This is a genomic window from Candidatus Bathyanammoxibius amoris (assembly GCA_024451685.1).
Lineage (GTDB): Bacteria > Planctomycetota > Brocadiia > Brocadiales > Bathyanammoxibiaceae > Bathyanammoxibius > Bathyanammoxibius amoris.
In genome coordinates this window covers 18,858-33,369 of the sequence record JAMXCW010000012.1, presented here as the reverse complement: position 1 = coordinate 33,369, position 14,512 = coordinate 18,858, and the positions used below count along the sequence as shown (strand labels likewise).

12 protein-coding genes are annotated in these 14,512 nt (G+C 52.4%); 6 read left to right on the top strand and 6 right to left on the bottom strand.

Annotation, left to right across the window (positions count from 1 at the left end; all coding sequences use genetic code 11):
• The first annotated feature begins 1 nt into the window (after position 1).
• Entirely contained in the window at positions 2–658 is a 657-nt protein-coding gene (locus tag NOU37_07545) for a phosphoribosylanthranilate isomerase (GenBank protein ID MCQ4575081.1), read from the top strand.
• The gene (gene mazG / locus NOU37_07540; protein ID MCQ4575080.1) at positions 655–1,434 is read left to right on the top strand and encodes a nucleoside triphosphate pyrophosphohydrolase; all 780 of its coding nucleotides are present in this window, start codon (positions 655–657) and stop codon (positions 1,432–1,434) included. The genes NOU37_07545 and mazG overlap by 4 nt, the downstream gene beginning before the upstream one ends.
• A gap of 434 nt (positions 1,435–1,868) precedes the next feature.
• Here mazG and NOU37_07535 read toward each other — a convergent pair whose 3' ends face one another.
• From NOU37_07535 to NOU37_07525, 3 genes are all read right to left on the bottom strand, one after another.
• Positions 1,869–2,207, bottom strand: coding sequence for a P-II family nitrogen regulator (locus NOU37_07535; protein ID MCQ4575079.1), 339 nt, complete (start codon positions 2,205–2,207; stop codon positions 1,869–1,871).
• Between the two features lie 159 nt (positions 2,208–2,366).
• The gene (locus NOU37_07530) at positions 2,367–3,710 is read right to left on the bottom strand and encodes an ammonium transporter (GenBank protein MCQ4575078.1); all 1,344 of its coding nucleotides are present in this window, start codon (positions 3,708–3,710) and stop codon (positions 2,367–2,369) included.
• A 148-nt stretch (positions 3,711–3,858) separates the two neighbouring features.
• Positions 3,859–4,803: a hypothetical protein gene (locus NOU37_07525; GenBank protein MCQ4575077.1), complete on the bottom strand. Its 945-nt coding sequence runs from the start codon at positions 4,801–4,803 to the stop codon at positions 3,859–3,861.
• 533 nt (positions 4,804–5,336) lie between these two features.
• On the opposite strand from NOU37_07525, the gene NOU37_07520 reads away from it, so the two are divergent.
• Positions 5,337–6,854 (top strand): ammonium transporter, encoded by a 1,518-nt coding sequence (locus tag NOU37_07520; protein MCQ4575076.1) that lies wholly within the window; start codon positions 5,337–5,339, stop codon positions 6,852–6,854.
• A 138-nt stretch (positions 6,855–6,992) separates the two neighbouring features.
• Here the strand turns inward: NOU37_07520 and NOU37_07515 are convergent, their stop codons facing one another.
• Both NOU37_07515 and NOU37_07510 read right to left on the bottom strand, forming a co-directional pair.
• A complete protein-coding gene (locus NOU37_07515; protein MCQ4575075.1) occupies positions 6,993–9,275 on the bottom strand; it encodes a hypothetical protein in 2,283 nt (760 codons plus the stop codon).
• Between the two features lies 1 nt (position 9,276).
• Positions 9,277–11,088, bottom strand: coding sequence for a hypothetical protein (locus NOU37_07510; protein ID MCQ4575074.1), 1,812 nt, complete (start codon positions 11,086–11,088; stop codon positions 9,277–9,279).
• 432 nt (positions 11,089–11,520) lie between these two features.
• Between NOU37_07510 and dtd the strand changes: the two genes are divergently transcribed.
• The 3 genes from dtd to NOU37_07495 are packed head-to-tail and all read left to right on the top strand — an operon-like array spanning position 11,521 to position 13,368.
• Complete coding sequence (gene dtd, locus NOU37_07505) at positions 11,521–11,970, top strand: D-aminoacyl-tRNA deacylase (protein ID MCQ4575073.1); 450 nt, start codon at positions 11,521–11,523, stop codon at positions 11,968–11,970.
• A 57-nt stretch (positions 11,971–12,027) separates the two neighbouring features.
• Positions 12,028–12,636: a peptidoglycan recognition protein family protein gene (locus tag NOU37_07500; GenBank protein MCQ4575072.1), complete on the top strand. Its 609-nt coding sequence runs from the start codon at positions 12,028–12,030 to the stop codon at positions 12,634–12,636.
• 27 nt (positions 12,637–12,663) lie between these two features.
• Complete coding sequence (locus NOU37_07495; protein MCQ4575071.1) at positions 12,664–13,368, top strand: rhomboid family intramembrane serine protease; 705 nt, start codon at positions 12,664–12,666, stop codon at positions 13,366–13,368.
• 17 nt (positions 13,369–13,385) lie between these two features.
• Here NOU37_07495 and NOU37_07490 read toward each other — a convergent pair whose 3' ends face one another.
• Entirely contained in the window at positions 13,386–14,450 is a 1,065-nt protein-coding gene (locus NOU37_07490) for a flippase-like domain-containing protein (GenBank protein MCQ4575070.1), read from the bottom strand.
• Positions 14,451–14,512: the final 62 nt, after the last annotated feature.

Below are 14,512 nucleotides of genomic sequence, written 5' to 3'. Positions count from 1 at the left end.
AATGGTGAGGGTCAAAATATGTGGTATAACCAACCTGAGGGACGCCAGAAACGCCGTGGAGTTAGGTGCTGACGCCCTGGGTTTTGTATTTGCGCCGAGTGTTCGCAGGATAACCCCTGAAAGGGCGAGAAAGATAGTGAGGTTGTTAGGGCCTTTCGTTAACCTCGTAGGTGTCTTTGTTGATGAAGACCCGCAGGCGGTGAGACAGGTCGCGGGGTACTGCGGCCTTGATACCGTCCAACTCCATGGCAACGAACCACCTGCGGACCTGGAGAATCTGAGAAGGGACTATCGCGTAGTAAAGGCACTGAGGGTTGCCGGAGGCAAAAGGGGACTCAACCAGCTAAGCCGTTATAAGGCAGACGCTTTTTTGCTGGATACGTACAAGAAAGGGAAGCCGGGCGGCACCGGCAGGGCGGTTCCGTCGATGTGGACCATTGCCCGAAGGGCGGGGGAGCTGGACGCCGGGCCCATAATCCTGGCGGGTGGGATGAACCCGGAAAATGTAAGAGACGCTATAGAGATGGCCAGGCCCTTTGGGGTGGATGTATCGTCAGGCGTGGAGGTTAGGCCCGGCAAGAAGGACAGAAGGCTTATCAAGGAATTTATCCGGGCCGTAAAGGGTTTCCAAGGTCTTCGAGAGGAGACGGTGGTTTGAACTCACGTGGGAATTTCCAAGAACTCGTGGCGTTGATGAGCAGGCTCAGGGGAGAGGGGGGCTGCCCGTGGGACAGGGAGCAGACGCATGATTCCCTTAAGGCCTATCTGGTGGAAGAGGTCTACGAGGTAATAGATGCGGTAGACTCCCGGGATACCGAGAAACTGAAGGAAGAGTTGGGGGACCTGCTTTTTCAGATATTCTTTCACTCGCAGATAGCCAGTGAGAATAATGAGTTTGATATAGACGATGTCATGAAGACATGCCTGGAGAAGATGACGTCGAGACACCCACACGTTTTTGCGGACGCACGCCTTGCCACGGCGGAAGAGGTAATTAAGATATGGAATAAGATAAAGAAGAAGGAGGAGGAGAAGAAGGGCAACAAGTCGGTCCTCGGGAGTCTGCCAAAACACCTGCCGGCCCTTCAGAAGGCCCAAAAGATACAGAAGAAGGCGTCAAGGGTGGGTTTCGATTGGGAGAAGGTGGAGGACGTTGTATCGAAGGTTGAGGAGGAGCTGGAGGAGGTAAAGACGGCTATGGTTCAGGGCAGGTATGAGGAGGTAGAGGAAGAGATTGGAGACCTGCTGTTTGCCGCCGCCAATCTGTCAAGGTTTCTAAAGATAAACCCTGAGGAGGCCCTGCACAAGACCGTGAAGAAATTTATGCGGCGGTTTGAGAGAATAGAGGCCGTGCTTGCGGCCAGGGGGAAGGATATCGAACAGTGTTCGCTGGAGGAGATGGACTCGATATGGGAGGCCGTTAAAAAGGAGTGAGCGCGGTGTTACGGCAGAAACTTCTTGATTTAATGTTAGCCGGGCATATCCTTTATCGCATACGGGGGTGATGACCGGCGAAGCCGGAGCCGATAACCGGGCCTGAAGGAGTCGGCGTAGCAGGATACTTACGGAGAATCTAAGGTACATGAGATCTAAGAGAAGCATAGGGTTGACCTGCTCGAGATAGAACAGATGGTGCAGAAGTTCGGCGTTACCCCGTTGGAGGGGGAAGGGGTGGCGGAGGAAGAGGCTCCAAAGGAAGAGGTCACAGAAGAAATGGTTGTGGAGGAGGGGTAAGAACCCTTCTGATTAAAAAAAGTCCTGTGCAACTAGAAACCCATGGGCTGAGGCAAACAAAAGGAGGTGCAGCTACGATGAGCTGACCACCTCCTTTTTTAAGTCTACGTTTATTGGGGTTGTAGCGCCATGGCCTAGACGGCCTTTTCGCCCTTCTCTCCCGTGCGGATGCGAACGACTTCATCTATGGTGCTGATAAATATCTTTCCATCCCCAATATTACCCGTCTTGCCGTCCTCGACGATGGCGTTGACTATCTTGTTTACGTCCTTGTCTGGAGTCACGACCTCAATCTTTACCTTGTCGAGGAGGTCTATCTTAATGGACTTACCACGCCATGTCTCGGTTATACCTTTCTGAATACCATGGCCTCTTACCTCGGTTACCGTAAGTCCAGGATGCTTGATTTCTTCCAAGGCAGCTTTCACGGCGTTCAGCTTACCGACCCTGATTATGGCTTCTACCTTTTTCATGGTAGTTTCCTTCCTTTCTCACACTCAGTTCATAGGTTTTCAGAATCTCTTTAAAACCCAAGCTAGCTAACGCAGGGGGAACGCTTTGTAAGTTCGTCCCCCCCACGCACCATCAAAAATGCACTGACCTTCTAATCAGAAAGAACAGACAAGGCCAGTTTATGTTTCATGTGTGTAAGCAATCTCCTTGTGCTGAGTGATATCCATACCAGCTTGTTCATCAGCACTACTTGCCTTCAAGCCCACTGTGTATTTTATGATCAGGGCCAGAATCGCCGTAATGCCGCAGGCCCAAGCCCATGAGGCTGCGATGCCTACGGACTGTGGTATCAGCTGGTAAGGGTTGCCATAAATTGCGCCGTCTGCGCCGCCTGGGTTTACAGACAACTGAGCAAAGAGCCCGGTTGCAAAGGCACCCCAGGTTCCACCAAAGGCGTGTATCCCGACAACGTCAAGGGCATCGTCGTAACCCAGGGCTCTTTTCAGGTAGACACTGGCGTAGTAACACACCAGGCCTGCACCGACACCTACTGCAATCGATCCCATGGGACCTACAAAACCCGAGGCCGGCGTAATGGCAACAAGCCCTGCGACGGCACCGGAACAAGTACCGACCAGAGTTGGTTTCCCGGAATGGGCCCAATCAAGCATGGCCCAAGTAAACCCTGCACAGGCCGTTGCGGTATTCGTGACCACGAAGGCGCTTGCAGCAAGACCGTCGGCAGCTAATTCACTTCCGGCGTTGAAACCGAACCACCCAAACCATAGTAAAGATGCGCCCAACAGTGTAAATGGTATGTTATGCGGCGGGCGCACAGATTTCGGGTATCCTTTGCGTACCCCCAAGAACAAACATAGAACCAAGGCGGAGGCGCCTGAAGTGATATGCACAACCGTACCGCCAGCAAAGTCTAACGCTCCAAAGCTTCCGAGCCAACCCCCCGGCCCCCATACCCAGTGGCATATCGGCGCATAGACTACCGTCGTCCACAATGGTATAAGCAATAACCATGCGGTGAACTTCATTCGTTCTACAATGGCACCACTTACTAGAGCGAGGGTTATAATGGCGAACATACACTGGAAAATCATGAAGGTAAGGTGGGGTAACGTCGACCCTTCAGTAGGTTCTTGGCCAACTCCCTGGAGTGCGACCCAGTCAAAACCGCCGATGAACCAGTTACCTTCGCCAAACGACAGGGTGTAACCCCAGAGCACCCACTGTACACTTACAACACAGATGACGATGAAACACATCCACAGCGTGTTTGCCATATTCTTTGCCCCTGCCATACCACCATAAAACAAGGCAAGGCCAGGAGTCATGATTAACACCAGGGCTGAAGATGTGAGTATCCATGCGTTATCACCTGTGTCGATTACGCCTTCTAAATCCCCTGCCTGAGCGGGAGATAGTTCTTGGGCCATACCAGTTGATGCGTATAGCGCGCACATCACCAAAGCAATGAATGATGATATGCCTAAATAGGCTCCCTTTCCCATATTCCTCTCCTTTGTTAGAGAATTATCCTGCCTACTTAACTGTTAAATTGTACGTTACTTTTCAGTTAAACGAACTACTTTTCTAAAAGACACGACAACTCCGTACTCATAACTCCGCACTCAAAACACCGTACTAATCTAATATCGTTCAAGAGCCACCCCCGGGTGTAAGCTTTATCTCCCAGAGCTGACTGGCCAGCCTGTCTGTGTCAGCGTTGAGAAATAGAGATGGCTTCTTTTCTTTCATTCGCTCGATGACGCTCTTGCATCTGCGTGAGGTGTACTGTGCAGAGACGTCTGAGATCTCTGACTGGTTGTGGCAGGGTACACAATTGCTCTTGTATACGCCTTTTGTAAAGTCGACCACGTCCTTCTCGGCAATTTCTTTCAATAACTTGAACTCGGCAAGGTGTCCTTCGTCTATTTCACCTTTTTGGTATTCTTTAAACAGGTCAATTATTTCTTGTTGTTTCTTTGTGAATTTTTGCTTTTCCATTTGCATCCTGTTGAACGCGTGCAGGACGTCTTCCTCAATCCACTCCTCGTGGGAATATATGTATTCCAATACGTGGCACTGACCGCACTTCTTGTTCAAGCTCTCCTCCATACCATCTTCAGGAGATAACCCTGGAACCGGAACACTCCTATCACTCTTGCCGAGTGAAACCAATAACTTGGCGTCGGTGGGGGAACTCATTACCTTCACACCGTCAGCCAGGGCCATATACGGCATAAAACCCAAAAAGCTCTTCTCCCTTGCTATCTCAATCTCGGAGTTATTCTTATAATAAAAAATACGTTTACTCACCTCGTCGTAAACCACATCCTTGGGCAACAGATACAGCCACTCTTTGGTCCTGCTTGTGTCCCCAATGTGTCTTGCCCCTACATCAAGGAATACCCGAATGTAAACCTTGTTACCCTTAATAAGCAAAGACTCACTGCGAACGTTAGTGTTTACGATATGCCTCTTTTTGCCTTTCGTCTGCAGGCTTCCATTAATTACGTAGTTCTCAGAGAATGCAGACGAAGACAACAGCCCAATAACGAGAAATACGGTTATAAAACAAAAAAAGGCTCGGCAGTCAGTCATGTATATTAACCCCCTGGCCCGGAACAGGCTTTGGGCCACGGCAACGTGCAAAGTTTACAAAAGTGTAAGGATATTAGGAATAAACCTTTAGGTTGTCAAGGGAATTCTGTGGAATCGCGGGGAAAATATAAACATTTTTGTCTTTAATCCCTTGGTAAATAGCTACTTAAACGGTATGTCTTTATCTGTTTTGTTTCTTTAGCCCTGGGGCGTGGCGCTGTGGGCTTTGCGGGCAAGGGGTTTCGGAACAGTAATCGGGTTTGTTTTTTTTGTACAAAGGGCTTTTCGTCTATGGTAGACTGTGCCCCAAGTGAAGTGGGAATCCTTATCTAAGCACGGCATTTATGCAGGAGATAGGCGATGAAATAAAGAAGTGTCTGTTCTGAAAAGGACCTGCGTGTATCTTTTATTTTCCCAATGGCAGGGGTCTTGTGCCATGGGGTGCGCCAGCGCCCCGACGGCCGCGACGCGGGTAATAAAAGTCTTTTTAACTGATGCAGCTGTACAGTGTACAGCTTACTTAGGAGAAATGAATGATGAAAAGACTTTTACCTTTTGTCGTCCCGTTTTTAGTGCTCTACGCCATTGGGTACTTTTGTGACCCTGCAACCATGGTACTGGGGGAAGAGGTAAAGCCATGGGTCCCTCCACCAAAACCCATAGAGACTACAGTCCCCTGGACCCTTCAAGGTATAGGTGACGCCGACGGTTCATCGGTTGACATGTCCACTGTAGTGGGCGTGCACTCGGCGGTGAACTTTACCTGGACGGTACTTGCCGCGGTACTGGTGTTTATGATGCAGTCCGGCTTCGCGCTGTTGGGCGGGTTCCTCCACGCCAGGCACATGCTGAACTATCTGTGCCAGGCCTTCCTTGACACCACCCTAGCGGGTCTTGTGTTCTGGGTATGGGGGTTTGCCCTGATGTTCGGGGGCAGCGGTTACCCCGGGACGATGGCGGGAAATGACGCCATAGGCTACAGCGGCTGGTTACTTTACGGGGGCGCATACGACGTAAATACCTTCATACTCTGGATGTTCCAGATGGTCTTCTTAACCAAGGCCGTCGTCATACCCGTTGGCGCGATTGCGGGCAGATGCAGCTTTCCCGCGTACATTATCCACGCCGTTTTCGTTGCCGGTGTAGTCTATCCTATCTACGGCCACTGGATCTGGGGGGGCGGCTGGCTCAGCCAACTGCCTATAGGCTCAGGCGCCCTGGACTTTGCCGGTTCCGGCGTTGTCCACGCGGTAGGCGGCATCATGGGTTTTGTGGGCGCGTGGGCGTTAGGGCCGCGTAAGGGGAAGTTCAACGCTGACGGAACACCGAACAACATGCCGGGCCACAATATGACCTATGTGGTGGTAGGCACATTGTTCCTGTACTTCGGCTGGTTCGGGTTTAACCCGGGCAGTACCCTTGCCGCAACGGATTTGAGAACCTCCGTCGTGATCGTTAACACCTTCCTGGCAGGTGCGGCAGGGTCGGTCGTCGCTGTATTTGTGACATGGTTGAAACAGGGTAAGCCGAACGTGGGATGGATGTGCAACGGCGCGCTTGGCGGCCTTGTCGCCATTACGGCCCCGTGCGCCTGGGTTCCGGCGTGGGCAGCCGTAGTGATAGGGATAATTGCCGCGTTTATCATGATGGGGAGCACATGGCTTCTGGACTGGAAACTCAAGGTTGACGACCCGCTGGGCGCGGTATCGGTCCACGGCTCGTGCGGGCTGTGGGGGATAATGGCTGTGGGCATCTTCGCCGACGGCAGTTACGGCGGAGTCATCGGTCTTATCGTCGGTTCCGGATGGCAGCTTCTTGCCCAGTTTATAAGCGTAGTTATTGTTATGGCGTGGGGATTTGCCTGCGGAGGCTTCATATGGTTCCTTATGAAGTACACCATGGGTATCAGGGTGTCAGCGGAGGTAGAGAGAATCGGTCTGGACCATGCGGTGCATGGTCAAGATTGCTACCCTGCCTTCCACAGGTTGATGGTGCTCGAAAAGGCCTTCTATGCACAGCAAAAGGCCCAGAAGAAGACAGTCAAGAAATAAAGGCTGTTAATGAAGTCAGTATTATAAGGGCACCCTGTCTCAATCAGGGTGCCCTTATTTCATTGATTATTGTGTAGTTTGCCTGACCAATTACAGGTCATACAAGAAGGGCGCGGGTGGGATTTCCCCTTCTTTAGTCTAATCCCAGAGATCTACCGACACCTTGCCGCTGCCGATATTTCCCTCTTTGTCGGTGGCATTTATCACGACGGTGTGTTCTCCGAAGGTAAGCCCTTCTACGATAAAGTGAAAAAACTCCTCACTTTCGTCAAATATCTTGTCCTCCGGGAATATAACCACCCAGTCCGCGGCGTCAACGGAGTATTCCAGCCTGGATATATCAGATAGATCGTCAGTGAAGGAGCCTGTCACGGCGACGTTATTGTCTCCGGCGTATGAGGCGGAAAGGCTGCTCACCTGGGGCCGCGTGTTGTCAATTATGAAGGGCTGGGTGGTCTTTTCGGCCGTCAGGCTTACTTCCGGCGGGTTGTCCGGGTTATCTGTGGCCACAAGTTTTACAAGATATTCTCCATCCGGCACCCTTGTGGTCTGCCATACAAAAGAGGACTTTGTCGTTTTTTCCTCCAAGAGCTTCCAGTTTCTCTCCCTGACGCCCTTGTGATAGAGCGTAAAGCTCAGGTTGTCATAGTTGGGGTCGGACGCCTGCCATTTTATTAGTTTGGAACCGCCACCCGGTGGTTTCGCCATGTCGGAAGGTCTTCTTTGTGAGGGTCCCGGGGCCGGCCTGCGCAGGCCTGGAGGCTTGTCGGGTCTTTGGCGGGGACCATACATCCTGGCACGGGCGGCTTTGCGAACGGCGTGTGAGTCAACGGATAATGAGATTATCTCCGGCGGCTGGTTCGTTGGCAGATAGGCTATAGAGACGCTCTTCAGGGTCGGTGTGGCGTTGGGCAGGGTGGTAGAAAGACTGGCACGGTATTGTATGAAGCGGGATGACGGGCTTTGCGTTTTCGCCTGCGCCGCAAGCTCGGCAGACCATTCACTCCAGGTGTTGTCGGGCTTTTTGCTGTTGCCGGTTCGTGTGGCGATGGTGAGGTTTGTGCCTTCGGGGACCTCCACGTCCCAGGAGACGTTTCCCCAGGATGAATTAATCTTTGCGTCAAAAGCAGATGACACGAAGAAACCTTTCCCGGCATACGTCCGGGAGAGTTGATAAAGAGACCCCTTATTACCGGTGCCGAGAAAAAGCCCTTTCTTGTTCAGGAATAAGAGGGAGAGGATCTGAGACTCCTCTACCTCGAGCAAGGTGCTGACATTCTCGTCCTTGTCTATCCGGTACAGCCCGGCCTTATCACCCGTTGCTACATAGACGTTGTTGTCCGGGTCTGCGGAGAGTGCGAATATGAACCCGGGCTTACGCAAAGGAATCCTCTTAATGACACCGCCGGGCGTAATCTTATAGACGACGTTTTTCGCCTTGGGGGTGGCAGGATAGGGGGGAGGTCTGTAGCCCGGCCTTGCTCTCGGTATTTGGAGAGGCTGAGGTGTGGGCAGCGGTGCCTGCTGAAGGGCGTCTACCTCCACCGGCGGGACAGGCTCGATAGGCCGCAGCGGCCCGATAGATGGAGCGGCGGGAGGCTGGCGGAGCATGGGTAATTGCGGACGCGCACCGGACGCCGTCCCTGCGTATAAATTACCCTTACCGTCCAGGGCAAGACAGTGCACCTCGCCTTCCTGCGCATCGTATACCACGAAGGCTTTGCCGCCGGGTGTTATTTTGTAGACAAGCCCGTCCGGTTCACTGCATGCATACAGGTTGTCCTCTCCATCCACAATCATGTCAAGGATGTGAGACTGGGAAGAATCAAAAAAGACGCTTGCCTCACCATCGTCGGCTATAGTGTATATCTTGCCCTCTGGACCCGTTGCCGCATAGAGCCTCCCTGTCTTATCGAACCGGAGTTTCCAGACATAGGAGTCGGGGAGGTCACATACCATAACGACGTCTCTCCAGGGAGTTATTTTGTAAATAATGCCCTGGGGTGCCGTTCCGACAAATATGTCTCCGGCCGGACTCACTGCCAGGGACTGCACGTAGGGTTCCTGGAAGGTGTAGAGCAGGAAAAAATTGCCCGTAGGGGAGACTTTATATACCGAGCCGGGGTCGCCTGTTCCTATGTAAAGATTGCCGTACTCGTCCTTCGTGAGACACCACACGTATTGTTCCTTTATGCCTTCTATACGTGTGACTTTTGGAGATAATTTTATCACCGTCGCGGTCAGGGAGGTATTGGACATTTCACCTTCGTCAAAGCCCGTGGATGGGGATTCCTTCAAGAATTTGGTGGAAACGGCCCGGGTCTCAACGGCGTGGAGGAATGTTGCCAGAAGGAATGACATTACAAGGAATGAAAGGTGTCCTGTGGTCAGTTTGAACGGGTGCCTGTGCAGGGGTCTCATATCAACCGTCATCCACGAACAGGTAGAGTGTCTTGGAGCCGGCAAGTATCCACTCGACCGGTTCCCGGTAGACCACTTCGTCCATTAACCGGCTGACACCGCTCTGGTTGGAATGTGACATGGTGCTCAGCAGTGAGGAAGGTAGGGAGGGGAACCTTTGACCCTTAAAGGTAATGCCTCTTTTTGGGAGTAAGGCGCGCACGATGAGGTTAGTGTTGGGTTCCGTGCCTTCCAGGATGTTTACGAGATGTTCGAAGCTAGAGGGATTAAATATGTCAGGCGCCCTGCTCCTTTCTATAGCCTGGCTGGCGTTTGAACTGCACACGTTTAGGACTATACTGCTGCGGGGGGCCGTGTCCGGCGGTATCTGTATCGGAATTGTCGTGGTGACAGGCTCATGTCCGAATGGTTTAATCGTGACTGTTACGCGGACGGTCTCTCCGGGCTTTATGTGCTTTTTGTCTACGTGTATGCTTTGTATTCGGGCCACCTTGCGGTCTGACGACACCTCGGCTTCAAGGTCTATCTTCTCTATCTTCACGTCCTGAAAGTTATTGTTCATTATAGAAGAGATGGGTTGAGTGATGTAATATACCGGGGACCATGTTGGATGGGGCTCGTACATCGTGTTTTCTATCTTTATGGGTCTGTCCATGCAGTCTACGTGCAGGGACAGGCGGAGTTTTATGGTCTTGTCCCCTGTCTGTCGCTCTGTGGCTAACAGCGCGCTTTCCGCGGCCCACTGAACGAGCGTCTGCGTCAGGGACCTGTCGTTTATCACGCTGAAATTATATTCGACGTTTTGGGCGCCTTTTACGCTGATGTGACATGGTATCATGTCTGCGAATTCGCCGATGCATCCGGCCAGCGCGGTCTTTCTGTCCTGTGTGATTCGTCCTACAATCCTTGTGGGGGCGGCTATTTTAAGCGACGTGGATTGGCTTGGCACCACGGCATATACATAGGCGCCGGCCATGGGCATGTCTGTTTCGCCGGACTGGATGAAGGGGTGGCCGAAGGCCAGGATGTTGTTGCCATCGCGATAAGTGACAGTGCCGACGGCAGAGGCGTTTATGTCGCCGGAGGCAAGCACGCCGGCCACTGCCGCGCCCGGTACCAGCTCCGGCGAAGCGTACGCGGTTCCAGATGCCCCTCCACCGCCCTGAACCGGAAACAGTCCATACCTTTCCAGGACAGGAGTCATGTCCTTTATAACCCTCTGGTCAAAGCCGGAAACGACGAGGGGCGTCTTTATAGGCACGAGACGAAGGGGGTGAGACTCGGAACTCCCCATGTCTGACAGCATCTCTTTTACGGTAGGTTCCTGCAGGGAGAAGGACGATTCCCATGGACGAACGGCGCGATGGGACCCTTCACCGGCCTTCGCCGGGTCTGCGCTGAGGCTCATTACGTTGAGCATGTCTTTTATCGGAGTTACCCCGGCAATCGCCTCCTTTGCGAAACTCCAGCCGTATGACACGGCGCCGATGAGCTTGTTGTCTATATATACGGGACTGCCGCTCATCCCGGAGATTATGCCTGTATTGTCGATGGGGTCCCCGGACATCTTTATCAGTATCATGTCCGTCTTGGCCTCCCAGTTCTTTAGGACGCCGAGTATCTCTACGTCGAACGTGCTAATCCTGTCGCCCTTGAAGACGGTCTTTCCATAGCCCGTCATGCCGGCTCTCAGTTCTTCCACGCCGAGTACCGGAACAACAGCCTTCTGAACCTCGCCGGCAGCAGGGGTGCTGGCAGCCGTTGGAATTGCCAGTAGTAAAAGGAGGATACCGGGCAAATATCTGAGAGGCATAATCTTAATCCTGCTGTTATAAGTATAAGCCGAGCTGGTGAGTTACGACAGGGCAAGTTTAACAACTGTTACGCGTTTTGTCAAACAGTAGATGCCGACCCTTATTCGTCAGGGGGCGTGACGCCCTGCGTTGCTTAGTCGCAGGGAAGGGGGGGGGGGGAAATGAACCTCGCACGGAGCGGCGGTACTTTATCGTCTATAATATGGCACGATTGAGGGTCATAATTTCCTTGACCGGAAGAATGAGGGGGTTTTATAATTTTACAGGCTTTCACTGAGGGCCAGAAGATGCTGTACACTAATAAATATTGTAGCGGCAGAGTTTACTCTGCTCTAATATCATGTAAGATTCATTGTTGTTAACGGTCATGGTGTGGTCATGACATACGCGGGTAAGATTTGTGTAACGAACATACGGAAGAATTTATCCTCATGCGGGCAGTGGTTCAGCGGGTAAAATATGCCAGGGTGAAGGTTAAGGGGGACGTTGTCGGTGAGATCGGCCACGGCCTTGCGGTCCTTGTTGGTGTGGGGAAGGACGACACCGAGGAAGACGCAGAATATATGGCGGCAAAGGTTTGCGGGCTCAGGGTCTTTGAGGACGACCGGGGGAAGATGAACCTTTCTCTGAAGGAGACAGGCGGAGGGGTGTTGGTGGTTTCACAGTTTACCCTCTACGGCGACAGCCGAAAGGGGAGACGGCCGTCCTTTGTTAATGCGGCGGTGCCTGAAAAGGCCGAAAAGTTGTACAACCTGGTTGTCGAGCGCCTTCGGCAGGTGGGGGTACCCGTGGTGGAAGGGAGGTTTCAGGACAAAATGCTTGTGGAACTGGCCAATGATGGGCCGGTCACTATCCTGCTGGACAGTAAGAAACAATTCTAGGTGGATGTGAGTTATATGCAAAAATCTGCAGATACGTCTTGTCATACAGGAATGTTTATGGACAGGTGGAACAGATGGGTCCTTGTGGCCTCTTTTGTTGCGTATATTATTATAGTAAGTGGGTGCGGCACGGTGGCGCCGCCCAGCACGGTTGTAAGGCCGATACCGAAGCCCGTGGTGGAAAGAAAGTGGGCACCGCGCAAGCTCAAGCTGCCCCGGGTGAAGGTTGTTCCAAACAAGTGGAAATACATAGTGGTTCATCATAGTGCGACTCCCTCCGGAAGTGCTGCCAGCTTCGACAAATTTCACCGTAACAAAAGGGGGTGGGACAGGGGGCTTGGTTATCATTTCGTTATTGGTAACGGACACGGTTCGAGAAACGGTCTTGTGGAGACGGGGCACAGGTGGACAGGGCAGATTGACGGGGCCCACGCAGGGTCTGCAGAATATAATCAGCATGGTATAGGGGTATGCCTTGTTGGCGATTTCGAGGCGGGAAGCCCCACAAAAGACCAGATGGAGAGCCTGGCGGAACTGGTTGCGGAGCTTCAGGGGCTTTGCGACATACCCTCAGAGAACGTGATATTGCACCGGCACATGCGGGACACACAGTGTCCCGGCAGCGGCTTTCCCTACTATGAACTGCTTGTCAACCTTCCCCGCTAGCTTATTCATGAAGGGCTGGTAGTTGTTGTGATACCTTTCAGGGACGATAATCCCACCGGTACGTACCCGTACGTTACTGTATCTATCATCATTCTCAACGGAATGGTCTTTGCCTATGAGATGGCGCTGGGAAGCGCCGTTGAGGACCTGATCCTCCACTACGGTGTTGTGCCGTCAAAAGTCGTCTTCTTTCTAAACCATCTCAGCCGCGACCCCTCACTCATCACGGCCACCTTCCTTCCGTTTGTAACAAGCATGTTCCTGCACGGCGGGCTAATCCACATCGCAGGGAATATGTTATACCTGTGGGTATTTGGGGACAACGTGGAGGACAGGCTGGGGCACTTCAGGTTTCTGGCGTTTTATCTCGCATGCGGTGTCATCGGTGGCGTGGTTCACGTGGCGGCAAGCCCCGTGGCCGTCATCCCCTGCATCGGGGCGAGCGGCGCTATAGCGGGCGTTCTGGGTGCGTACATAATTACCTTCCCCGGGGCCAGGGTGTTGTGCATTATTCCTATCTTATTTATCTGGACGGTGGTTGAACTGCCGGCTCTGGCTGTCCTGGGTTTTTGGTTCGTTATTCAGTTCTTCAGTGGTGTTGTGGCCTTCACCGCGGCTGCGGACGCCGGAGGTGGGATTGCATGGGGGGCGCACATAGGCGGGTTCTTCGCGGGTATGGTTATCATGCGCGTACTGGAAAAAACTCGACCGTCAACGGCAGAGGCCGGATGATATAGGGCGGCAGCTCGTCAGGACGGTTCCTTTGCAGTAGTATTGTTGTCGGAGACCTCCTGTGCCTTTACGATCTGGCCAAAGCTCAGGCCCTCCCTCCAGAGAAAGAATAGCCCTAAGACTATAGAGGTGAAGACGCTTATCCCCCACAGAACGATGGCAAAACTCTGGGCGGCCGCTGGGGCTACATGGAAGAGTTCAAGACTCTTTTGGACGGCAAGGTGAAAAACCCCGATATAGGCGGGCGCCTGTGGAAGTGCAACCGCCAGTGAAATGCACACGAGTACGAAACACATCCCCGCAAAGGGAATTTGTATCCCGAATGAGTAGCCAAGTACCACCATTGCTACCGCAAACAAGATCCACACGCTGAAGGAGAGAAAGGTTAACCAGAGGACCTGCCTTATATTTTTCAGGACCTTCAAACCTTGCACAAAGGACTCGAGGAGGTGCCGTATCTTGTCCTTGATGGCGTGTGGCACGAAAAAGAACAGTCTATCAGTAAGGTCGAGAGCCTTTTGAGAGTAAACGTCCAACAAGACGAGAAAAACTACGGTAACAAAACTTACTCCTGCCAGCACCCAGATACCCTCTTTTAACTGACTGAACAGGTGGGTTTCATCGTTAATGGGGTTGACTCCTCCACCATGGGGCGAGATAATAGCAATCACCACTGTGGCAAAGATGATCAGGCTCACGGAATCCAGGAGCCTTTCCATTACCACCGTGGCAAAGATCCCCGTTGCCCTCATTTTTTCGCTCCTGCTGAGGACGACGCATCTGATGATTTCACCCGCCCTGGCGGGCAAGAGGTGGTTTGACATAAACCCTATAGTTATGGCGGAAAAGACGTTTGTAAAAGACACCTTCTTGAGCGGTAGTATGAGAAGCTCCCAGCGGGCGGTCCTTACCAGGTAAGTCAAAACGGTAAGCAGCACAACGGGAATTACGTATATATAATTTGCCTCATGCAGCGCGCGGGACAACTCTTCCCAGTCTATTTCCTTCAGGAAGAGCCAGAGGCAGATACCGCTTATAAACAGGCCGACAAGTATCCAGAGGCCTTTTTTGCTAACAGTCATGTAGTTTGTTCTCCAATAGTAGAGAATTGTAGCAGATAAAGGCATCTCCGCAAGTCTTTAAG